The sequence below is a fragment of the Sphingobacterium sp. CZ-UAM genome (genome assembly GCF_002000245.1).
Classification (GTDB): Bacteria; Bacteroidota; Bacteroidia; order Sphingobacteriales; family Sphingobacteriaceae; genus Sphingobacterium.
This window is the reverse complement of the sequence record NZ_MTCM01000011.1, coordinates 51,488-74,354: the sequence shown is the minus strand read 5'-3', so window position 1 is coordinate 74,354 and position 22,867 is coordinate 51,488. Positions and strand designations below refer to the sequence as shown.

Sequence of the window (22,867 nt, the reverse complement as noted above, 5' to 3'; positions counted from 1 at the left end):
TCGAAGAGATTGAAATATTGTCGGTCACATGTTCATGTAACAAAATATTAAGCTGTCAACTGCGCGATCAGTTCACCTTTACTGTTGATCTGTAGCTTTCTGTAAATTCGTTTGATATAGATCCGCACGGTATCCAATGAAATGCTATACTTTTGGGCGATCATCTTGTAACTTAACCCTTCGATAATTCCTTTGGCAATCTGCAATTCACGGGCGGTCAACAGATCTTCCACTTTTTTTGATTTAAAACTCTGTTCGATCAAGGCTCTATTGACACTGGGGCTCACAAATGAACCTTCATTTAGGGTAATATAAATCGCGGACACCAAAGATGGCAGGCAAGTCTGTTTCAATAGATAGCTGACCGCCCCATATCGAAAGCAGTTACGCACCGTTCTTACATCAGCCAGCTCGGTTAATACGATAATTTCAGTTTTTGGAAAGGCATTTTTTGCATGTTCAACAAGTAAAGGTTCTTGATCTGCAATATCAACAATCAATACATCTGGCGCAAGCATAGCCCGATCTATATGTCCGCTGCTTGTATCAAACAGAAGTTCGATCCTATTTTCACCCACTTCATTTTCTTGATCAAGTATTCGCTGGGTTTCCATTCTTGCGCTTTCGTCTCTATCAATAATGCCTACCGTAATCATGTGCTTGTTTATTATTCCGTCTTATAATCAGTCTTATACCCAGCTATATCGCTTTTCGGTATATTTGGCGTTTACTCGAAGATCCAAAGGGAATCTGAGCCGCTCATGCATCAATTACCTCTTTCTTAAAAACAACTATTAGAAAAGAATTGTTTTACAAAAGAAAAACACATAAATATAGTAGAAATTTTTACGCATAAATCGATTCTTGTCCATATACCCCAAACGGGGAGAAGGACAATGTGTTTATGTTGTAAAATAAGTCGAAAACATCCTGCAATTTACAGGAATAGAAACTTTTCATAGCGGATATTGTGTGTAATACGATGACTATACACAATATAGCTTTTTTGGAAGAAAAATCAAGATCTATTTTATTTTCCTTATCTCTTTATTATAAAGATCCTTTTGCGGTGTAGAAACCTACGATAATAGTTATTCATAAAATAAATCTGTTTAAAACTCAGTATTTACCAGTTTCCTCTTCACCGTAAATGGTGATTTTTCTATATATTTAATTGGTGATTTAAGTTTGATATTAATCAGACATTAATAGGTCAGATTTTGTAAACTATTTCCCATCGCTATCCCCAAGCCCCATGAAAAATTATGCGCCATCGCAGAATAATATACTATATAGAGCTTATCAATTTTGATGAAAGAAGATCTATAGATCATTTTCCCATTCCATTTATCTTTCTGATCAGGAAGTATAATTGAGGGTTTAAATTCATCCCAATTCAATCCATCCTTTGACAACGATGACATTAAAAATTTTGTATTAACCTCCTTATTCCTATTATCTGATACGTTTAGCAACATTTCGTATCCCAAGTCTGTATTCTTTACTTCAACATGCCATGCTGTTATATCTTTCGGAAGCGGAACCTTTAAATTTATAGGATTTGTCCATTTTATTCCATCAACAGCTTCTCTATATTGAACCCTAAAAGGACTCGCGGTCACTGCCCACATTTTATATTTTCCATCTTCCCATATCACGGCAGGTGACATAATCATATTCTTCGGTTGCGCATCAGTCTCTATTACCAATTCTTTCTTTGTCCACGTTATTCCATCTTTTGAAGTTTTTCTCCAAATTTGCTCCAAAGCTCCATTTTTAGAATAACGGTACCAACATTCTAGGACGTTAAGATCTTCTCTAAAAACTAAAGCACCATCTGAATAATGATATTTATTATCATTATCTTTCTTTTCGCAATAATCCAAGGGGTTTTCTAGCCCGACAGGTGTTGTCCAATTCACACCGTCATTGGAAACAGCAATACTTGGGTTTTCATAATAGTCTCTAGAAAACGGATAAGGCGTGTGCACCATCCACAATTTCCATTTGTTCCATTTTTCGGGAAAGTAAAGAACTGATGGATGTGTTGTCTGATTAGCTCCGTCATAAGTCTTCAATTTTAGAGAGGGGCCTATGAATGGAAGAAAACGAATAGAATCAGAATTTTTCTTTATAGCGCCAAAAATTCCATCTGTGGAATCTTGCACTTCAGCCTTAGGTTTTGTAGGAATATCATTATTTCCTTTTTTACAAGAAAACGTTAGCACACAAATGTATAGTGCCAAAAAGACATGGAAAATTTTCATAAAATAAAAAATATGGCTAATAGAAGGATCAATGCGAACTTCTTTGCATTTTCTCACTCGTTGATAAAGTGAATATACAGGGCTACGTTACTTTCATTTCTAACACGCTAATATATGTATAGCGAAATTATGTAAAAAAAATCATATTTCACAAATCATTCTTGAACAAATACTTGTAATGTAGAGATATTACTACAAAACATTTGAACACTCTTCAACAACTAAGTATCAAGAATATTATAAGATCTACAAAATTTGATGATTTCCTGAAATCTACAGTAAATAATAGACCTTTTACCTAGCCAAGAATTTCAGCAATTATTCATGTATGATCATATTAGGAGACACCATCAGATTAGTGATTAACTATTTATTTTTCAGATAGGTAAATCATCTTCTCAACCTTTGATTAAAAGACATTATGAGATCTAAAATCAGAACTTCCCTCACTATTAGCCATTAATAGAAAATAGCAGATAATTAAGAGCAAAAGGATTCTACACTACATTTTTTTTATCAGTGAATAAACGGGAACATCGTCAACAAGCTCCTGTTCAATCCGATTATCCAAAGCCTCATACTCCGAATTTTGAGATTTAAATTCAGGGACGATTCGTTTCATAGCCGCAACCAAGTCCATAAAATCCGGCAAGTGCTGATCCGCATCCACAATCTGCTGACAAACCGCATTGATGCGTTCCGCCTTTAAATGCAATTCATCGTGGTTTACTTTTGCAATCATAATTTTCGGATGGTGCGTTTTGACGGTGTTTTCATTATTGGCCAAAAGTTCCTCGTAGATTTTCTCTCCCGGGCGCAGGCCGACGATTTTGATATCAATATCCTCCGGATACCGGTAACCTTTTAACTTGATCATCCGTTTGGCCAAGTCCATTATTTTAACGGATTTACCCATATCAAAGACAAATATCTCGCCCCCCTTACCCATTACGCCAGCTTCCTGTACCAACTGACAGGCTTCCGGAATCGTCATAAAGAAACGTGTAATCTCGGGATGCGTCAGGGTCAATGGCCCACCACTGGCCATCTGTTTCTCAAACAGCGGAATGACCGATCCATTTGAACCGAGCACATTTCCAAACCTAGTGATGATAAAACTGGTTTCGGATCTACCGCTACAGCTACTCACATAAATTTCAGCCATGCGTTTGGTCGCTCCCATCACATTTGTCGGGTTGACTGCTTTATCCGTAGAAACCATCACCATTTTCTTGGTGCCATATTGCATACATAGATCGGCGACATTTTTACTTCCCAAAACATTTGTCTGAATGGATTCATAAGGATTCGCTTCCATCAATGGCACATGTTTATAGGCGGCAGCATGGAAGACCAGCTCAGGCTTATACTGTGCAAATATGTTTTGCATAAAGGCGTAGTTGCGCACATCGCCCACAATACAATGCAGATGTTCGGGCTGCGTTGCCTTAATTGACTGCTGGACATCATATAAAGCAGATTCCGCCTGATCCAATAAAATCAATTTACTATAATAGCGTCTGGCAATTTGACGAGCGAGCTCTGAGCCAATGGAACCCGCGGCACCAGTAACCAAAATCACCTTACCTTTCATCTCCTCTTCGATCTCCGGATGATCCAGCTTAATTGGCTTACGACCAAGTAAATCTTCGATTTTTAAGGGACGGATCTCCCGTTTGGCGCCAGAATTGAGCAAGATACGGGCCGGTGGCATAATTTTAAGTTCAAGGCCCACATTTTGAAACCAGTCCGACACATATTCCAAGCGCTCCGGATCATTATTCTCGACGGCAATAATTACCTGCGTGATTGCATGTTTATCAACATATTCCTTAGTAATTTCGGTAATGTCCTTAATTTTCAATCCCGCGAGACGTTTTCCGATGCGCGAGACTTTATCCTCTACAAAGGCAAGCACCTGGTATTTAATCCGTGGATCCTCCTTTAATAAGGAAAAGGACACGAGTCCCGGACGGGAAGCACCGAAAATCAATACATTTTCGCCTTTTCGCGCCGGCAAGAACAAATACTCAAAAATTGTTCGGTAGACCACCCTTGCGCCGACCATAATCACCAGCAAGATACAGGCCTGCATCGTTAACACTCCATAGGAAAGACGAAGGTAGTCAGCTGTCGTAGTTCCCTTTTCCACCAGAGCCTTAACAAGCAGTGTTAGGAACATCAATATTAGATAGGCAGATGCAACAGTTTTAAATATTTTTATGGTATCGCGGATACCGGTTTGTCGTACAATACCTCTATAAGTATTATAACATATGAACATGATAAAATATATGGGTAAAACAAGCACCAGTTTCTTCAACATCAGTGCTACATCGAAGACGCCCTTAAAATTATTGACCACATAATTTGAAAACACATAGCTTGCGAATACAAACCACATATCGATCAGCAAAATGACCCATCGAGGATTATCTTTCCGCAACCGTTTTCTTAAATCCCATAGAGATCCCATCATAGCTTTCTTCCCGTTTTAATTTATTTTCTACTGTCGTATTCTCCCCCTGAAGTTAACACAACGCATATGGCTTATTTCAATTTCGTAAAGATTGACCAAGATACTTGAAATTTTTTAATCATTTGGCCTTTTTACTCAAATTTCAATAACGACAATAGCATCATACGCGAGCTTTGTATCATCGTGGACTAAGCAACTATTATACCGAAAATATTACAAACAACGATAAAAGTTAAAAATTTGCCCATAAAACACCGTTAGATTTTATTATTATTCAATAAATCGTTACTTCTTTTATACGCTTCCTCTCATACCTAAACGTTAAAACTGGCATATTGTTTGTAAAACATCCTGTAAGACAGGCAAAACCATATAACTGAATATATATATTATGAATTTTTTAACCAATTTGTTTAAACAGAAAAAGCCTTCATCCATCAGACCGCTGGCTCAGCTTGAATTTTTGGAAGTGGATATGCACAACCACCTGCTCCCCGGAATAGATGATGGCAGTACTTCCGTAAAAAATTCGATTGCTTATATTCAGGAATTACAGCGTCTGGGTTTAAAGAAATTTATATGCACGCCGCATATTATGGCTGGCGTACATCCCAATACTAAGTCAAGTATTGAGGCCGCACAGACCGCCCTTGTCCAAGGGCTAAAAGACAATGGCAATGCAGCCGATATTTTTGCTGCGGCAGAGCATATGATTGATGATGGCCTCGCATCGCTTATTCAGCATGACGAACTCTGTGTCATGCCTGGGGGTTATATCCTGATCGAGATGTCCTATCTGTCTGAATCCAAAGCACTTTTTCACACGATTTTAGCCATCCAAAAACTTGGCTACAAACCTATTCTGGCACATCCTGAACGCTATAACTATTATCACGGTAATTTTAATATTTACAAACAGATCAAGGATGCAGGCTGCCTGTTGCAATTGAACTTATTGTCACTCAGTCGCTACTACGGTGTAGATAGTAAGGCGATAGCGATGACCTTGCTCAAATCGGGCATGTATGATTTTGTGGGTACAGACCTGCACCATGAGCGGCACCTTGAAGCGCTCAAAAACATCGCCGAGAAATATCCCGTTCGTGATATGCTAAAAACCTCGCCCATTTTAAATCAGACCCTACTGGACCATTTAGACAGTAGAAAATCGCAAGGAATTGCAGGCTAAAAAAACCAACTGTCCTTTTTTGTGTTCAGCAGGGATCAGTTGATCCGGCAAGCAACAATACATATGGACATAGAAAGTTTTATATAAAAAAACGCATTCCCCAAATTAGGGAATGCGTCGCCATTAAATTTATTATCCAAATAAGTTATCTCTAATAACCCCTAGTTTCTTACACAACGAATCTGGAAAGCATTGGATTTGTTATCTACACCTGATACATTATTTGGTTTATTATACCCGCCAAACTGTAAACTAGATGCAGTAGATTTATCCGCATTGTCCGCAATATTAGAAGAAGTCCAATAAGGCGATGTACCTCCTGTTATTGAGGGAAAGAACAGGTATTTTGTAGGATCTGCAGACATTGCCTGTAAATTATTTGAACCATAAAACACACCCTCTGTCCCATTATATTTATACTGCCAGTCTGTCGCCGCACCAGATGTTGCTAATAAAGAATTATAATCTTCTTTCGTTGGTGTACGCCACTCTGCACTCACCATTTTACAAGGATCCCTATCCACACTATAATCAAGCATCTCCTTATAACTAGGTACAGCTCCCACGCCAGCGGGTGTCAACCAGTTATAATACCAGTCACTACCCAATTGATTTGCTGCGGCAAAACTATATTTACCATTATTATATACAAGATTTCCCGGAGCCCAGATGTGCCCTCCCACGTTCAGTCCACCCAATGGAGCCTTCAGTTTAAATTCCAGTACATACTTTACACCCGGTTTCAGGTTCCAGCCACCTTTGCTGATATCCTTCGCTGCACTTCCGCCTATGGACAAACCTTTTAACCCTACCAGGCCATTTGCTGTAGCCGCTGTCGCTATAAAGGTAGAGTCAGAATTGATCACTCCACCCGTTGTGTTTTTCAATTTAAAAGCCACCGGGTTCACCGTACCTTTGAACGTAAGGGCGCTTGTATTCAGGTTGACATCAACAGCTGCATTAGAAGGTTCGATTGTCGCTCCAGCAATACTGCTGACTGTGCCGACAGCCGAAGCGTCAAATTTCAGGGTCACCTGTGTAAATAAGTGTTCAAGATCCGCATTCAATACATTTTGACCTTCTTTTACATCAAAAGGCACCTGATCCAGCATAAAGTCCTGATCAGCTGTAAGCCCTTCAAAATTTACCGCACTTAATTTTGTACCCGGCGCAATAGACGGTAACGTTTTATTTGAGCCTGAGGCGTAGATGACAAATGTGTATTTTCCCTTCTCGATCGCAAAATCCTGTGCAGTATTTCCCTGTGTGAAAGATTTCGTCTCTTTATAATCACCTGCTGCGTCAAAAATTGCCACATAATATACGGTTCCAGGTTTCAAGGCCTGTTGTTCACTGCCAGTAGCGACAGTTGCCGCGCGGCTTGAAGCTTTCAGACCCGGAGTAGCGGCTTCCTGAGCAGTTAAGCTCGCCACCAATGTATATTGATTATCAAAAGGTATTTCAACGGTCTGTGTTGCCGAAGCATAAGAACGGCCCGCCGAAGCGGCTTTAAACGGACCTGTTTTTGCAAAGGCTTGACCAATATTTAAACGTACTGTTGTTCCTTCAGGTACTATGGCACTGTTATTATCCTTACTACAAGAAGAGATCAATAAGGCACAGGCCAACATAGAAGCGAAACCAAATTTTATTGTAAACTTATTCATGAAAAATGATTGTTTATATCACTAATTAATTAAACACCTTATCTACTACCAATCGATTTCTTGCGTCTGTGTTTCAGTCTGCCAAGATTCGGTTACTGAACTGTTTACAGAACCAGCTGCAACACTATATTCCAATTCTACGTTTTGAGCATGCATACGAGGAGCTTCATAAGGTAAGCGGCCGTTTAGATTAGCCAAGTTTTCTTTGTTCGTTTTCATTTCCTATATTTTTAAAAATGTTCTAAAGCGATTCCCTGTTAGTGTAAATAATACACTACATTAAAAAGATTGTATATAATTCATACAAAGCCTTTTAAAACCGAATAATATGACACTTCTCTAGTTCAGAAGTTGGGCAAAAGTAGCTATTATCCGGGATTGTAGGCAGGATTTGGGGACATGTTTGTTTTTCTGTAGCTAAGCTACTACAACCCATCTCGGCGCAAGCATTTTACATGACATTCAGATGAGAAATAAAGGTGGAAAACGGTAAAGGGGAGTTGAACAAGGTAATCTGATCGTCTTTTTTGAGAAGTTTCCGACAGGCTGTCGATTTCCAGCACTTCAGTACCCGCTATTAATTGCCTAAACAATTTACTTATTAAGAAACCTAAATACTTAACCCTATAGCTGAAAAATTAAACCCAAAAAGAATAGCATGTTTTTCTAATAAAAAAATAAATAGAAAACAAAACTTAATAACACAGGTCGAAATACAGAATATATAAAATCAAATTAATCTTTCAGTAGATAGATTTCCTAATTTAAAAAAAGGAGACAATATATATCGTGTCCCTGTTATCTGTGGCAAAAAAAGGGGAGCGTAAATAATAGCAGATATAGGGGGCTGACAAAACAAACAACTGACCTAGACAAAGGCCTTCGGCATACTTGTTTAAACATATTAATTAAAAAAAAATAAATTCACAAATTAAAATATTTTAAAACCATGCAAACAAAACATAAATTAATTTGTTCCAATATCTGAGCTAAGGAGATCTCGGCCTAAAAACAGAGATTAATGTGTATTTTTTACATTATAACAAGTATAACATAATATAATAAAAGAGCTACATAGCACTTAAAGAAATTGGTTTTCCAACTTGTGAAAAATTATACAGATAAAAATTTTAATAATTTTTTTTGCACAAGTTGATATTTAGTCGTAATATTACAATTCAAACGAAGAAAAGTGTTGTGAGCCGTATATACAAGATGTACAATACAATATAAATTTAAGTAGTAAAAAAAAAGAATAAGTTAGATCAGATTCAATTGGCAAACATTGTGTTTATTGTCAACGCAGGCATATGCAATGTTAGCTGTAATGTAACGCAACATTATTAAATATTGAGCTTTTAATTTGTCCATTAAATTTAAAAATCGCGTTATTTATAACGCGGCATTATCCAAATAATAATATCATGAATAAGAACGCAAAAAAAATGTACGTTGCCCCTTCCATCAGGGAGCACGTCGTAGAACTTGAGCAAGGCATTGCTGCAGGTTCACAACCTGCAACACCAGGAGCAGGCGGAGTTACAGTTGATGACGCTGAAGGTAGCGGCGGATCAGGTTGGGATACGAGCGGTTTCTAATCATTTTATCCCTACACTAACATTTTTATTAAAATTATGAAAACATTCAACAAAAACTTCGCAAGCAAGTTTGCACTTGCTGCATACCTGGCATTGGGTACATTAGCCGTAACAAGCTGTAACAAAGACACACAAAACGGACAGGAAGTTCCCAATGGTAAGGCTCAGGTCATCGTTCGCATCGCTGGCATTAGTGATGGTGAAGAAATCAAAACAAAAGGTAGCAACCGTGGATCATCCGCTCAACACAACTTACAACTCGTTCAAAGCAATGGCTTTGACGCATTGATCGGTGTTGACAATCAACTTCCGGTTTCAGAAATCGCGACAGCGGATCAATCGGGTATTAAAGCGGCAAACGGAACGCGTGCAGCTTCACCAGTAGTTACTGGCACCAAGTATCGCTTATTCTTATACAAGAAAAACGGTACCGATTATACCTTTGAGAAATCTGTAGAATTGTCGGCAGGCACAGAAACACCTGTTAGCGTAACGGATGGTGCAACATACAAATGGGTTGCCCTTTCTTACAATTCTACTACAACGCAAGTTCCTGAAATGCAAAACATCGCCTTACCGGGAAATACGGATGTACTTCGTGCAACAAATGAATTTACGGTAAGCGGCGCCGCGGTTCCGATCAATGTTAATTTCAGCCGTGTATTTGCCCGTATCGGTATCGAATTGAATACCATGGGTATGTTTGCTCCGATTAATTCAGCAACAGTTGCCGTAACTGGGAACAACGCAAAAACAGGAACACTTGACGTAGCCACAGGTACATTTGTGGGAGCACTTACGGATGTAACTGCAGCGCTTACGTATGCTGATTTTGTGACTGCCCCAGGTTCAGACGGTCAACAAAAAATCGCTTATTATTATACAGCCGATCAGACACAACAAAGCCTGAATGTATCTGTTAGCGCGCTTAAGATTAAATTAGAAGACGGTTCTGAACGTTCTTTCGGTGCAACATTAACAAGAGGTCAAGTGATCACACCAGAACGCGGTAAAAACCACCGTTTCTTGTTGGGTATTACTGAATCCCCATTAACTTTCGGCGGTGTTCAATGGTCAAGATCTAACCTTTATTATCAAGCAGGTTATAACCCCTACCGTTTCTACCACTTCAATCAACCAACGACAGATGCGAAAAGTTTCTTCTCGTATGGCGCAGCTAAACCAGGTGTTTTAGGTACCTATGCATCTCCTAAAGACCCTTGTGCGCTGGTATACCCGGCGGGTTTATGGAAAACCCCTGCTAAAGCTGATCTAGATCCAATTAATTCCAATGGGTTGACAGGTTTATTAGGCGATCTTAATTTAAATGTATTGGGTAGTACACTAGACGCGTTAGTAGATGTTCAAAATGCATTGGCTGCCAATGTCACAGGTGCAACAGCTCCTGTCAATGCCGGTTACTCGGAATTTACTGCAACAGGTGTTAATGCCGCTTATGGCGCAGCGACTTCGGCAACCAACAAATTGCGCTTTAACTTTAACGGCTTTATGAGAGACCTATCGCTTGTAGAAGATCTTATTACACTAGATTTAGGTACAACTGGCGGTAAATATACAGCATTCTGGACGAATGACAGGTCATTACTCGATCCTCTTGAGCCAATTGCAGGCTTGGGCGTGACGCATTATTTAGGAAATAGATATGCTGGTGTGCCTCCTCTAAACTTAAATGCCGGATACAAAGGATTTAGATCAACAAATGTCTTGGGTATCACACTTCTCAATAGCGTAAATGTCATTAAATCATCCTTGATGAACGTGCGTTGCGTGCGCAATGGTGCTTGGAATCCAAATGCTGTAGGATACAACCCTAATCCGGTTCTTCCGAACTAATATTGGAAATAATATCTTTGTTTATCCCTCCGGATAATCAATCAAGGGGTGTCTAGCTTTTCTAGACACCCCTATTTTTATGTCCTCTTACGGTCTCGTTTTAAATATTCTATCCACAAAGGGTTTTATCTTACTTTGAACAGCGCCGTTTTTTTTAACAGGTTCGCCATTTGACCTATACCCTCTTATTGTCACTTTCCCGCTACATTTAAAATTTATTTGTAAAGTTTCACAAAATTTAACTATTAAATTCCCATTTATATTTTCTACATTTGGCGCGTCAAGTCATTTTTTTTGCGTTCGACTTGATAAAACTATTTGGATAATGTGGAACGGAGGCGTCCGTTCCACTATTTTATTCCACCCTATAAACCAATACATTACATCGGGAAAATAGTATTTTTCGTCCCATCGAACGTTTCCTATTTTTATCCGAATTGGACGATCAGCAATCATCCCAAAAAGTTGTCCATTTAAAGTTGATAAATCAGACGAAAAAATGAACTGATCGTCTCTTCCCTGCTTCCCACCGGAAAGCCTACCGCCATACCGATTGCCAATTTATCGCTAATTCCCAGTTTTACCTGTGGCCGAAGCGTTGTCTCCAGACAACCAGACTCGACCTGCTGATTGACCTCGAGTCCAATAAAATGATCGGTCTGCGGCAATGTATAATGGAAGGAAGTATTGATCTGCCAGTTCATCTGCGTCTTTCCAGATTTATAATGATAGGCTATTTCCGGTCCTGTATAGACCAAGGTATGCCAGTTGCTATACCAACTCTTCGCCGCCACAAAAAAGGGATTAAAAGCAGTTCCGCCCTCGACAAAATTAAAAATCTGTGTATAACCTACGGCCAATGTTGTTGCATGCTTCTTGGACACATAAAATGAATACTGTGATGACAACCTCAATCGTTCGAGTTCATTGCTGGAGGCTATGCCTGCCACTTTGCTCTTTGAATAGGCAAAATCTGTCTCCACTTCCAGCCCCAGTCGATCGATAGGTGCAAACTCGTATTCCATTAGATAACCGTACTCATCCAGCCTGCGCATCCGGGTGATATCTGCACCGATATTGAATTCCTTTTCCCCTTTTCTTGCGCCCAGGTCGCGCACAAGATCATTGTACAGGGGTTCGGCATGGTGCACCTTATCGGGTATCGTTCGGCTTTCTTGCGCCTGAGCAATCGTAGAAAATGAGAGTATCCAGGTCATCAGGAAGACTCCGGAGCATTGTATAAGGATGTTGTTGTTTTTCATACAACAAAGCTCCCCCCGAATTATGGAAACAATTGGGAATTAGCGTTCTTTCCGATCAATTTTAGCTAACAGCTCCGGACTGAGCCCATTTTTATTTAACATCAGTGTAATCGTTTTATATCTCACATAGGCTTTGCTGATATACATATAGCCTTTAAAATCATTGGCCTTACCCCAAGAATTTTTAACAAGATAGTATTCCTTGCCCGTTTGATCCCTGGCCAGTCCAACGATATGCATGGCATGATCGTCCGTGGTCGCATAATTGTCAAAAGCCGCCTGTCTTTCTTCGGCTGTAACCTTTTTCTCCGGCATTGGTTTTACGAACATTTTCTTTTTTTCTTCCTTCGTCATATCGTCAACTGATTTCTCAGGCACATAAGCAATTCCATACTGCCAGGAGAAACTTTTTTCGGACACGTCTGTCGTCCAGGCAAGCGTATACCCCTGCTGCAATGCATGGTCAATGATGTCGGTGAGTTCTTGCATAGGTACATTATAAAAGCGGTCAAAGGACCAGTTATCCGGCACCAACAGCACAAAAGGCTTATAATAAGGCTGATCGGTTACCGACGCAAAGCCGATGTAATTGTCCGGATCAATCCCGATCACCTGATCCGCAAAGGTACGCGCCGTATAAATCTTTCCCTTATAGTCGAATTTTTCGGGCAGCTCTCCAAGATGCGTATCCAGTATAGCGGTATAGGCACGCTCCCAATTAGGTACCAGTGGCCTATTCTTGACCAATACCTTAAGCATGGTATTTAACATGGGCGTCATCTCCCTGAAATCATTATAAGTGCGATTGCCCCGTAGGCCCGCATAAGCTGATCTGGGCATCGCACCATATTTGCGGAATACATTCAATACATCATGCAATTGCCCGCCTTCACCCATGGTCAGCCCACCATGGAGCCGCACAAAATTATGCGCCTTATCCAAGTAAGCCTGTCGTGCTGTGAAGACCTGGGAAATCTCAACAGGCGCTTTTCCCATCCGGATCATTTCCGACTCCAGAAATGAATTGCCCGTATAGGACCAGCAGGTATTCGATGCGCCCTGTTGTTTGACCGAAGTACAGCCCAGGTTGATGACATCTGTAAATACATACTCGGTTTTGATTCTTTTGTATTTATTTTTATTGTATATCTTCCGGCCAAAGGTGGCCAGTATTGCCCCGACAAGCAGTACAAGGAGAATAACAACAAGCTTTTTATATTTTTTTTTCATCGTTTTTTATTAACGTCCACCACTGATGATGGCTGTAAACCTAGGCCAAAACTGCCTTAATAAACTATATATGACTAAGCCCGATACAATGATTATCGTAGGGCAAGCCAGGTAGAGAAACAATAATAACCCCTCCGACTGTGGATTAAGCACCTTAAATAAAAATTTGATCACAAAGACCAAGGGTAAGCGATGGTAGGCATAAATAAAAAAGCTGCTCTCGGCCAGAAATGCATTTGTACGCCAGCTTCCCTTTTCAATGAAATGCGCAGCTACCGTCACTACAGTAATCAGTCCAATGATAATTCCGGCACAATATAAGGTGGTCCACCAAGCTGAACCCCGGAAGACAAGCTGTGCCGCTACGAGCAGGACATATAATATCAGAGCCACCGATAACATGGGCTTCATACCAAGGACGAAGTTTTTGTTGTTTATGCTAAAATAAGCACCCGCTGTAAAGAAAAAGAAAGAAACGGTACTCAATCCCGGTAAATAAAAAAAAGGATTAAAGATCCAGAGCAGTCCCAGCAGGATTACCGCATAGGCCTTCAGCTTTTTAATCAGCACATAAATCAACGGTGATGACAGCACTACAACCATTAAGTCACGAATAAACCAGAATGGCGAGTTGACCGGTAAGGTTTTCCTCGCATGTGGATTGACATGCGAAGTATCCCATAAAGACCAGAGCCAATCCGTTAGGCTATAATCCGTTATTAGTTTGTTTCTTCCGGAAACTAAAGTTCCCGAAAAAAAGGTCTGTGCAAGCAAAAGAAATACAATGACGGCCAGGTTCCAGAAAATATAAGGGACCAAAAGTGACCGTACACGCTTCTTTAGCTTTTGCAGGTAAATTTCCCAAGAGAATCCAGCTGTTTTATAGAAAAATAAAAAACCAGAGATAAAAAAGAAAAGTGGCACGCAAAGCTCAAAGATCACTTTGGAAAACAAAGAAAAGATGAAGCTGAAAATAGGATAATTCACAAAACTAATCTGTTTTACACCGCCCATGACAATATCCGAAAAATCTGTATGGATAAATACCACCCCTACAATTAAGGGAAAACGCAAAAAATCAATGGTCTTTGACTGGAGATCTTCCGCAGCCGTTTTAAAAAGATAATCTTTATCCATTAGTTAGATTTACTACATTGTTTAGCTGCCCTTAAATTACACATTTCTACCTAAATATCCATCCTGTTGTTTTGCCTTCCTGTAAACCAATATGCCGACGTTAGGTAAATCCATTGCTTAAATAAGCGGTTTAGAACAATATTCAATGTACCAAAAGCGTTACATACATAAACTAAACCGAACAAAAGAATGAGACATTATGCAGTAATCTTCACCTAAACTATCAAAACAAATATTAATAAAGGGTTAATACGTCATTCCAATTTTATTGTATACAAAATCAATCAGGTAAAAGCTTCAAATGCAATCGATCATCTCTTATTTTCTTTCCGTTTCCCTGGCCTTATCCCCTTTTATTGTCTCCGCACAGGCAACTGTATTAAGCGGTACTGTTCGAGACGCCATTACGGGAAAACCGCTTCACGGAGCAGTTATCCGTACAGTCAAAGACAGCATTGCGACCAGTTCAGACGTCTATGGGCATTACCGTATAGCACTGCCCAGGGGGACATATGACCTTCAGGTTAGTTACCTCGGTTATCAGCAGCAGACCTTGCCCATTGAGCTGCGCGAATCGCTTGAACGAAATTTTGAACTAAAGCCGATACCCAATCGCATCGCCGAAGTGACGGTATCGGCTAAAGAGCAAGGTCAAAGCATCGATGCCCCACAGATGAGCAGCACGCAGCTCAATATGAAGGACATTCAGCATCTGCCCGTATTATTTGGCGAAAAAGATATACTCAAAACCATACAGCTCTTACCGGGGGTACAAGGTGGCGGAGAAGGTTCAAGCACCTTTCATGTGCGTGGCGGGGATGGCGGACAGAACCTAATTCTGCTCGACCAGGCTACGGTCTATAGCCCTTCGCATCTGCTGGGATTTTTTTCGACCTTTAATTCGGATGCCATCAAGGATGTGCAGCTCTACAAGGGGGGAATACCCGCGCAATTTGCCGGACGGATCTCCTCTGTATTGGACATCTCCCTATTGGATGGCAACAAAAAGCAGTTTTCCGGCGAAGGTGGGCTAGGGATCATCAGTTCGCGGCTAAAACTTGAGGGACCGATTGAACAAGATAAAAGCTCTTTTCTATTCAGCGCCCGGCGTTCCTATGCGGATTCCTTTTTAAGGCTGGCGAAAAGTAAAGACATGGATCAAAATAGGCTGTATTTTTATGATCTGAATGCCAAACTCAGTTTTAACCTGGGCAAGAAAAGCACATTGTACCTATCGGGCTATCGGGGCAAGGACAAATTAAAGTACGGTGACCTTTTTAACGTTGCCTGGGGCAATACCACGGCCACGGCACGACTGAGCCACCGGTTTAATGATAAACTATCCAGCAGTAGTTCCCTTGTTTACAGCGGGTTCAATTATGCGGCCGGTGTTTCCAGCGAACAGATCGATTTTCAGGTCGCCTCCAATATCCGGAACATCCAGGCCAAACAGGATTTTTCCTACCATGCCAATGCCAATCATACCCTTCGGCTCGGTGTAGGCGTATTGGGCCAGTCCATCCGGCCGGCCAATCTTTCTGCCGGAAAAAATCAGTCCGTCAACCCGACAGCCGTTGAAAGCCAGCGCGGAGTTGATCTCGGCGGCTATATTTCCCATGAATGGAAGCCTACGGCTAACCTATCTTTATACTATGGTATCCATGTCCATGATTTTATGGTGCTGGGCAAGCGCAGCTTTTATCAATTTGACAAAAATGGGAAGCCTATTTCCGAAAAACGCGATAACAGCCGGATTGCCAAACATTACATCAATCTAGAACCCCGCCTGTCCGCCAGTCTGCTACTGGATGAACACAGCAGCTTAAAAGTTTCGTACAACCGCATCGCCCAGAACCTGCATCAACTGAGCAATAGCAGTGCTAGCCTGACCACGGACCAGTATGTACTCAGTAGTCTCCTTATCAAGCCACAACGTGTGGACCAGGCTGTTGTAGGTTACTTTCATAGCTTTTCAGCCAAGCAATATGACTTCTCAGTAGAGGCCTATTACAAACGTCTGGGCAATCAGATTGATGTACGCAATGGCGCCAGTTTACAGGCAAATGCTTACTTTGAAGGGGAGCTGCTCTTTGGTATAGGTAGAGCCTATGGCCTGGAAGGGCAGCTGCGCAAGAACAGCGGCCGGCTAAAAGGCTGGATTAGCTATACCCTATCCAAAAGCCAGCGTAGATTTAACGGGATCAATGAAGGAAACTGGTTCAATGCACGCCAGGACCGTACACATGATCTCGCCATCGTGACGAATTATTCCCTTTCAAACAGCTGGACAGTCAGCGGAACATTTGTCTTCCATACCGGAAATGCCGTTACCTTCCCGAGCGGGAAATATCTCATCAACGGCAAATCCATGTTTTACTATACCGAGCGGAACGGTTATCGCATGCCTGACTATCATCGTTTGGATTTATCCGCAACCTTTGATCCAAAGAAAAATAAACGCTTTCATTCCAGCTGGACAATCGGAATATATAATGTCTATAACCGTAAAAATGCCTATAGCATTGACTTCCGCGAAAACAAGGCCGATCCCAACCAAACAGAAGCTTATAAGATTGTGCTCTTCGGCATTATCCCATCGGTCACCTGGAACTTTAAATTTTAGACGTTATGAATGTTAGACTACCTTTTATCTTATCCAGTCTATTCCTGCTGATTTCGTCCTGTGAGGAAAAAATAGATCTTGATCTTCATCAAGCCGCAGCCCGTGTGGTCATCGACGCCCAGTTATCGGACGCCGGTCCCGTTCAGCGCATACGTATCTCACATTCCGTGGGATTTGACGACGCAGTCAATACTTCGGGCATCAAAGGCGCAACAATAAACGTCAGAGACAACCAAAATCGGAGCTATTCCTTTCAATATGACAAAGACGGCTACTATATCCACCGTAATTTTATGCCTACCGCAGGCCGGGTATATATCTTATCGGCCAATGTAAATAAGACACAATACATCGCAAGCTGTCAGATGCCGGCCTATGTTGCTGTTGACAGCACAGCTATTTCCCAAAAAAGTATCGCCGGGAAAAGCTACTTTTTTGCAGCGCTGAGCTTTAAAGATCCTGCCCGCGTTTCCAACTATTATATCTACATGCTATCAATCAATGGCGGACCGTTTCGTTTTGCCAGTGCACAGTCTGACCAGTTCAATGACGGGCTGAAGGTGACACATTATATCGCTGATCTCGAAACAGATCTTTCTCCAGGAGACCATGTCAGCGTTCGCCGCTATTGTGTGGATCAGAAAACCTATCAATACTGGAACGAATATCAAAGCAATACGATGAGTAATGCTCCCGGTAATCCCAGATCCAATATATCCAACAATGCCTTGGGTTATTTCTCGGTAGCCCCATCAAAAGAGTATAAATTACAGATCGGAAAATAATCGCTAGCTACGGTTATCACTTTCCTCCTGGCGGCCTTCGCTTATGAGTTCGTCCACTTCCGCTAGTTCACCCGGATCAAGATGTTCGATATCTTCGGCCTGCTCTTCTGAATAACGGTCAATAAAAAAGGTGCAACCCATTGGGAAATGGTCCGACCCTACCGAAGGATAGATAAACAGTTTGTCGATAAACACATTGGGACTATGGAAAAGCAAGTCCAAAGGCACCCGGAAAAACCAATAATTTGCGTGAAAGGTGGATAAAATCCCACGCCCTATACGGGCATCGATCAGCTTGCTGGTTTTCTTGAACAGTATGGAAGACCTGGCCCAGGCCACATTATTAAAGTCACCCGTAACCACTACCGGCATTTTATAATCGCGAACCCGTTTTGCCACACTAAGCAGGTCACCATCCCGTTCTTTGGAGTTTTCCTCCTCCGTCGGACTAGGCGGCGGCGGATGCACAGCAAAAAAGATAAAACGGTGCCCGTCCACTGTCTCCAACTCAGCTTCTATACTGGGGATATCATCCGCCACAAAATAGTGGACCTGACTTTTATTGACCTTGAGCTTGGTATAAAAATGCATTCCATAGGTATTATCCAAGGTCACCTTGACCGCATTTGGATAATCTGATTCCAAGATCCGCAGCGCCTCCTCCCATGCCGCATCACTTTCCATTGTCAGAAAAATCTGCGGTTTTTCTTTTCGGATCAGCTCGATGAAACGCTGGTGCTCCTCATTAAACTGCAGCACATTGCAGGAGATAATTTTAATGCTTTCCGAGGCATCTTTGCCTTTGTCGTATTTTTCCTTGCGCCAAAATTTCGTGTAACGCACCAGGATAAATATATGATAGGTGATCAATAGGGCTTGTGCGATCTGTATTCCCCAGATCCAGGGCGATCCGTCAAGCAAATAGAACCCCCAAGCCAAAGCAGGTACCTGAAAAACCAGCAGCTGCAACTTAATAAATTCGGCCACACGAAAAATCCAGTGCTGACTCTTGAAAAAGGGCAATACGCTTATGATGATCAATAAGCCCGAGAAAACAAGAAAAAAGGTTTGCATATTCATCCCAAAATTACTCCAAAGATATTGCATTCTTTCGCAGGTTCTATAGCGAATTATTATAAACTATAACCAGCAAGGCGGAAGAACGTTTACTCTATTTTGATAAACGCTTATTCTACTTAAATAATGGTTCTAAGAAACAAAGAAAACTTAGATAAGCCAGAATCTTTGGTATATTTTTTGAAATAGGGTGGACTATTGCACAATCAACACTAAATCGATGATTATCGTCGATATGATATACTATTAAATAGACAAATCCGTTTTATACAGATGAAATCAAACAAAAAAATAAAACTATCCAAGAAAAATTAAACCAAAAACATATATACAAAACTATGAGCAAGAAAAAAGACAATTCAAGATGGCTGAATGTGGCCATATCCTGGGGCGCAAGTATCGTCATCATTGGGGTGCTGTTCAAGATCCTCCATATCGGCGGCAGCACAGCCAATTATATGATCGGGATCGGGCTCGGTGTAGAGGCGCTGCTTTTCTTTCTGATGGGTTTCAATCCTCCGGCACCTGAACCCGACTGGACACGGGTGTATCCTGAACTGGATGATAATTTTAATGGCGAATTGCCTGTTCGTGGCAAAGCAGTTGTGGCACAGCCTGCAGGTCCGTCCGCAACAGCAGCACTTGACAAAATGTTTGCCGACGCCCATATCGAACCGGCAAGTATCGAAAGCCTGGGCCGTGGATTACGCGATTTCAGTGAAAAAGTATCCGCCATCAATAAACTCTCCGATGTGTCGCTGGCAACCGATGAATTTACACAGAAACTGCGCACAGCGACCTCAAAATTTGATCACTTAAGCCTTGCTTTTGAAAAAGCATCGGAAAATCTCGTGGCCATGTCCAATACCTCCGGTGATACCGCAAACTACCACGACCAGGTCAAAAACCTGACGAGCAACCTTGGTCAACTCAATGCCATGTATGAGCGCGAATTACGTGACTCTGCATCTCACCTGCAATCGATGAATAAGTTTTACGAGAACTTAAGCTATACCATGCAAAACTTCAACGAATCACTGGATGACTCCAAAGCATTTAAAGAAGAAGTGGGCAAACTGGCGAAAAATCTGAATGCATTAAATGCCATCTATGGCAATATGCTGAGTGCCATGAACCAGCCACGTGTATAATTTACCCTTGTATTACTTAAATCAGAAAAAATGGCTTTAGGAAGAGAAACGCCAAGACAGCGGATGATCGGCATCCTCTATCTGGTACTGCTTGCTTTACTGGCACTCAATGTACCGGATTCTATCTTGGACGCATTCAAAAATATCAACAATAGTCTCGAGACATCCAAGACCAATGTCAACACGGCTGTACAACAGCTGTTCGCAGCATTTGAACATACCAAATTAAAAGAAGAGCCGGCACGTGCCAAACCGATCTACGATAAGGCGAAAAAGGCACAGGCCATTATTGGCGAACTGGATAAATATATTGTTTCCCTTAAAGAAGAATTTGTCAAACAGGGCGGCGGCTATGATGAGGAGAAGGGCGATCTCGTGAAACGGGAAAATGAGGATATCTCACCCAATCTTATGATTAACGAGAAAAAAGGAACGCTCCTGAAAGACAAAATCAATGAGACCCGTACCAAATTATTGGCATTACTTACCCCTGAAGAGCAGAAATTGGTATCTTTTTCATTGGAAGCCAAAAATCCGGAGAAATCGGTGAACGGAAAAAAAACCTGGGAAGAAATCAATTTTGGCAGTGGCACGCCATTGACCGCAGCGATGACCATTCTGACCAAGATCCAGACCGACGCACAGAACGCGGAGTCTGATGTCGTCAAGATTATCCTGGGCAAAATGGATCAGGCAGTAGTCAATCTGGACAAATTTGCTGCAGTAGCTGTTGCACCTACCTCCTATTTGGTACAGGGGCAGCCCTACAAAGCTGAAGTCTTTTTGACGGCATCCGATTCAAAATCCCAGCCAGCCATTTCGGTCAACGGCTCTGCGTTACAGATCGTAGATGGCAAAGGGGTGTACAGCGTACCGACCAGCCGGGAGGGAATTTTTAGCTGGACCGGCGTGATCCGGGTCAAACAGACCGATGGCACCTTTAAAGAATACCGGACGCCACAGCAGACCTACCAGGTGGCACGGCCTTCGGCGGTGGTATCCCCGGATAAAATGAATGTACTGTATATCGGGGTCAATAATCCCATCTCCGTTTCTGCTCCGGGAACGCCTACGGATAAAATCCGGGTAAGCATGAGCGGTGGAAGCATATCCAGTGCAGGTGGCGGAAAATATAATGTGCGTGTCAGTTCACCGGGCACAGCCCGTATCTCCGTCTCGGCCGAAGTCGCACCGGGCAAAACACAGACCTTGAGTTCGACCGAATTCCGTGTCAAAAGAATCCCTGATCCGATTGCCAAATTTGCTGGCAAAACTGGCGGATCCATGGCCACTGTAGCGCTCAAGGCACAGAATGCTTTATTTGCCAAACTGGACAATTTTGACTTTGATGCTTCTTTCAGGGTGACCAAGTTTACCATGATCTTGGCCAAGCCACGTGCCGATGCGATCGTGCTGTCCACTTCGGGCGGACAGCTGAGCTCCAGCATGTCATCGGCCTTAAATGGCATCGTTCCGGGTACTCGGGTTATTTTTGACAATATCGTTGCCGTGGGACCAGATGGAACAGCAAGACAGCTCAATGCTGTCGCGCTAACAGCAAATTAGAAAAATCACCCCTACTATATATACATTCGGCCTGCACTTTGATTAGCGCAGGCCGTTTTTTTACCAAAAAGCCATTCCTTGATAGAAATGGCTCATAAAAAATATACTAAATGTTACTGTTATTTACGTTGACAATCAGCTGTCCAGACCTGGTCATCTTTGGTATAACCGATGGTTAATTTACCCGCATCAATACGGATCACGCCCGTACCGGCCGAGCCAATATTAATCAACACATTGTCTTTCTCTTCAAAGTCAACGCCATTGAGATTGGGAATACTATTGCCAAAAGCAAAGTTATAAGTATTGCCTGTTTTCGTTACGGTAACCGTACCGTCAGCAGAAGCTACATCCTTACTGTTGTCCTTTAGGTCGTCAAATGCGATTTTCCCTTCGTATTTACCAATAAAAAGGTTGTTGTCTGCAGGATCATCATCTTTGCTACATGAAGTAAAACCAATTACAGTTGTCAAAATAAGCATGCCTAAACCCAATGTTTGAATAAATTTTCTCATAGTTCGTGTGTATATGTTAATCTAAATTTTATTAAAACCAAGAGTTTAAATCCAAACTTTATGCCATTCCAGCATAGCGCAAATAATACCCGTATCCAGCAAGCTATAAAAAAGTATAAATACATATCCAACGTATAAATACCAATTATCCTTCAAAATGGGCACCTAAAGTAGATGCGCACTGTTCACTTTCGCCTGAAGATCCTATTCAGGACTCTACTCAATAGGAAGCTAACAAGTGTACCCATCAATGCTGTTAACGCCCCATTGAGCAGGTGCTTATAGTTGCATCAACAGTACACGCCACGCTACCCATCAGAACAGCGTCCCAGGGCGTGTCTTTTGCTTTAATAACCAATCATTACTCTTTTATGTACGATAAACTAGCTTTTACTATTGATGAACAAAGAATCAGAATCGAAATCCGAATCGGGCTGCCAACTTAGAATCAACCTATGATTACCTTT

Annotated in this window: 17 protein-coding genes; 7 read left to right on the top strand and 10 right to left on the bottom strand. The window is 41.6% G+C overall.

Annotated features, from left to right (window positions below):
- Positions 1-47: 47 nt before the first annotated feature.
- The 3 genes from BWD42_RS24040 to BWD42_RS24030 all read right to left on the bottom strand — a co-directional run bounded on the left by BWD42_RS24040 (position 48) and on the right by BWD42_RS24030 (position 4,746).
- The gene (locus tag BWD42_RS24040) at positions 48-656 is read right to left on the bottom strand and encodes a LuxR C-terminal-related transcriptional regulator (protein WP_077438986.1); all 609 of its coding nucleotides are present in this window, start codon (positions 654-656) and stop codon (positions 48-50) included.
- Positions 657-1,205: 549 nt separating this feature from the next.
- Entirely contained in the window at positions 1,206-2,267 is a 1,062-nt protein-coding gene (locus BWD42_RS24035) for a hypothetical protein (protein ID WP_077438984.1), read from the bottom strand.
- Between the two features lie 502 nt (positions 2,268-2,769).
- Entirely contained in the window at positions 2,770-4,746 is a 1,977-nt protein-coding gene (locus BWD42_RS24030) for a polysaccharide biosynthesis protein (protein ID WP_254846312.1), read from the bottom strand.
- A gap of 391 nt (positions 4,747-5,137) precedes the next feature.
- Here BWD42_RS24030 and BWD42_RS24025 point away from each other — a divergent pair, with 391 nt between their 5' ends.
- Positions 5,138-5,935 carry a tyrosine-protein phosphatase gene (locus BWD42_RS24025; RefSeq protein ID WP_077438980.1) on the top strand — a complete coding sequence of 266 codons (798 nt, stop codon included), beginning with the start codon at positions 5,138-5,140 and terminating at the stop codon, positions 5,933-5,935.
- Positions 5,936-6,096: 161 nt separating this feature from the next.
- On the opposite strand, the gene BWD42_RS24020 is transcribed toward BWD42_RS24025, so the two are convergent.
- Positions 6,097-7,602 (bottom strand): hypothetical protein, encoded by a 1,506-nt coding sequence (locus BWD42_RS24020; RefSeq protein ID WP_077438978.1) that lies wholly within the window; start codon positions 7,600-7,602, stop codon positions 6,097-6,099.
- A gap of 45 nt (positions 7,603-7,647) precedes the next feature.
- Positions 7,648-7,821, bottom strand: coding sequence for a hypothetical protein (locus BWD42_RS24835; protein WP_175992139.1), 174 nt, complete (start codon positions 7,819-7,821; stop codon positions 7,648-7,650).
- 1,205 nt (positions 7,822-9,026) lie between these two features.
- Here BWD42_RS24835 and BWD42_RS24830 point away from each other — a divergent pair.
- On the top strand, positions 9,027-9,200 hold the full coding sequence (locus tag BWD42_RS24830; protein ID WP_175992138.1) for a hypothetical protein: 174 nt from the start codon (positions 9,027-9,029) through the stop codon (positions 9,198-9,200).
- 36 nt (positions 9,201-9,236) lie between these two features.
- Positions 9,237-11,054, top strand: a complete 1,818-nt coding sequence (locus BWD42_RS24015; RefSeq protein ID WP_077438976.1) for a hypothetical protein — start codon at positions 9,237-9,239, stop codon at positions 11,052-11,054.
- A 473-nt stretch (positions 11,055-11,527) separates the two neighbouring features.
- Here BWD42_RS24015 and BWD42_RS24010 read toward each other — a convergent pair whose 3' ends face one another.
- Genes BWD42_RS24010 through BWD42_RS24000 form a run of 3 tightly spaced genes read right to left on the bottom strand, consistent with a single transcriptional unit; the run spans position 11,528 to position 14,683 of the window.
- Positions 11,528-12,316 (bottom strand): HAEPLYID family protein, encoded by a 789-nt coding sequence (locus tag BWD42_RS24010; RefSeq protein ID WP_077438974.1) that lies wholly within the window; start codon positions 12,314-12,316, stop codon positions 11,528-11,530.
- A gap of 39 nt (positions 12,317-12,355) precedes the next feature.
- On the bottom strand, positions 12,356-13,546 hold the full coding sequence (locus BWD42_RS24005) for an aminopeptidase C (RefSeq protein ID WP_077438972.1): 1,191 nt from the start codon (positions 13,544-13,546) through the stop codon (positions 12,356-12,358).
- Positions 13,547-13,555: 9 nt separating this feature from the next.
- The gene (locus tag BWD42_RS24000) at positions 13,556-14,683 is read right to left on the bottom strand and encodes an acyltransferase family protein (RefSeq protein ID WP_077438970.1); all 1,128 of its coding nucleotides are present in this window, start codon (positions 14,681-14,683) and stop codon (positions 13,556-13,558) included.
- Between the two features lie 301 nt (positions 14,684-14,984).
- On the opposite strand from BWD42_RS24000, the gene BWD42_RS23995 reads away from it, so the two are divergent.
- Both BWD42_RS23995 and BWD42_RS23990 read left to right on the top strand, forming a co-directional pair.
- Positions 14,985-17,306 (top strand): TonB-dependent receptor, encoded by a 2,322-nt coding sequence (locus BWD42_RS23995; protein WP_077438968.1) that lies wholly within the window; start codon positions 14,985-14,987, stop codon positions 17,304-17,306.
- Between the two features lie 5 nt (positions 17,307-17,311).
- Positions 17,312-18,091 carry a DUF4249 domain-containing protein gene (locus BWD42_RS23990; protein WP_077438966.1) on the top strand — a complete coding sequence of 260 codons (780 nt, stop codon included), beginning with the start codon at positions 17,312-17,314 and terminating at the stop codon, positions 18,089-18,091.
- A 3-nt stretch (positions 18,092-18,094) separates the two neighbouring features.
- Here BWD42_RS23990 and BWD42_RS23985 read toward each other — a convergent pair whose 3' ends face one another.
- On the bottom strand, positions 18,095-19,165 hold the full coding sequence (locus BWD42_RS23985; protein WP_077439040.1) for an endonuclease/exonuclease/phosphatase family protein: 1,071 nt from the start codon (positions 19,163-19,165) through the stop codon (positions 18,095-18,097).
- A gap of 341 nt (positions 19,166-19,506) precedes the next feature.
- Here BWD42_RS23985 and gldL point away from each other — a divergent pair, with 341 nt between their 5' ends.
- Together gldL and gldM are read left to right on the top strand one after the other, a co-directional pair.
- Positions 19,507-20,319 carry a gliding motility protein GldL gene (gene gldL / locus BWD42_RS23980; RefSeq protein WP_077438964.1) on the top strand — a complete coding sequence of 271 codons (813 nt, stop codon included), beginning with the start codon at positions 19,507-19,509 and terminating at the stop codon, positions 20,317-20,319.
- Between the two features lie 30 nt (positions 20,320-20,349).
- Positions 20,350-21,885, top strand: a complete 1,536-nt coding sequence (gene gldM, locus BWD42_RS23975) for a gliding motility protein GldM (protein ID WP_077438962.1) — start codon at positions 20,350-20,352, stop codon at positions 21,883-21,885.
- A 119-nt stretch (positions 21,886-22,004) separates the two neighbouring features.
- Here gldM and BWD42_RS23970 read toward each other — a convergent pair whose 3' ends face one another.
- Positions 22,005-22,400: a hypothetical protein gene (locus BWD42_RS23970; RefSeq protein WP_077438960.1), complete on the bottom strand. Its 396-nt coding sequence runs from the start codon at positions 22,398-22,400 to the stop codon at positions 22,005-22,007.
- Positions 22,401-22,867: the final 467 nt, after the last annotated feature.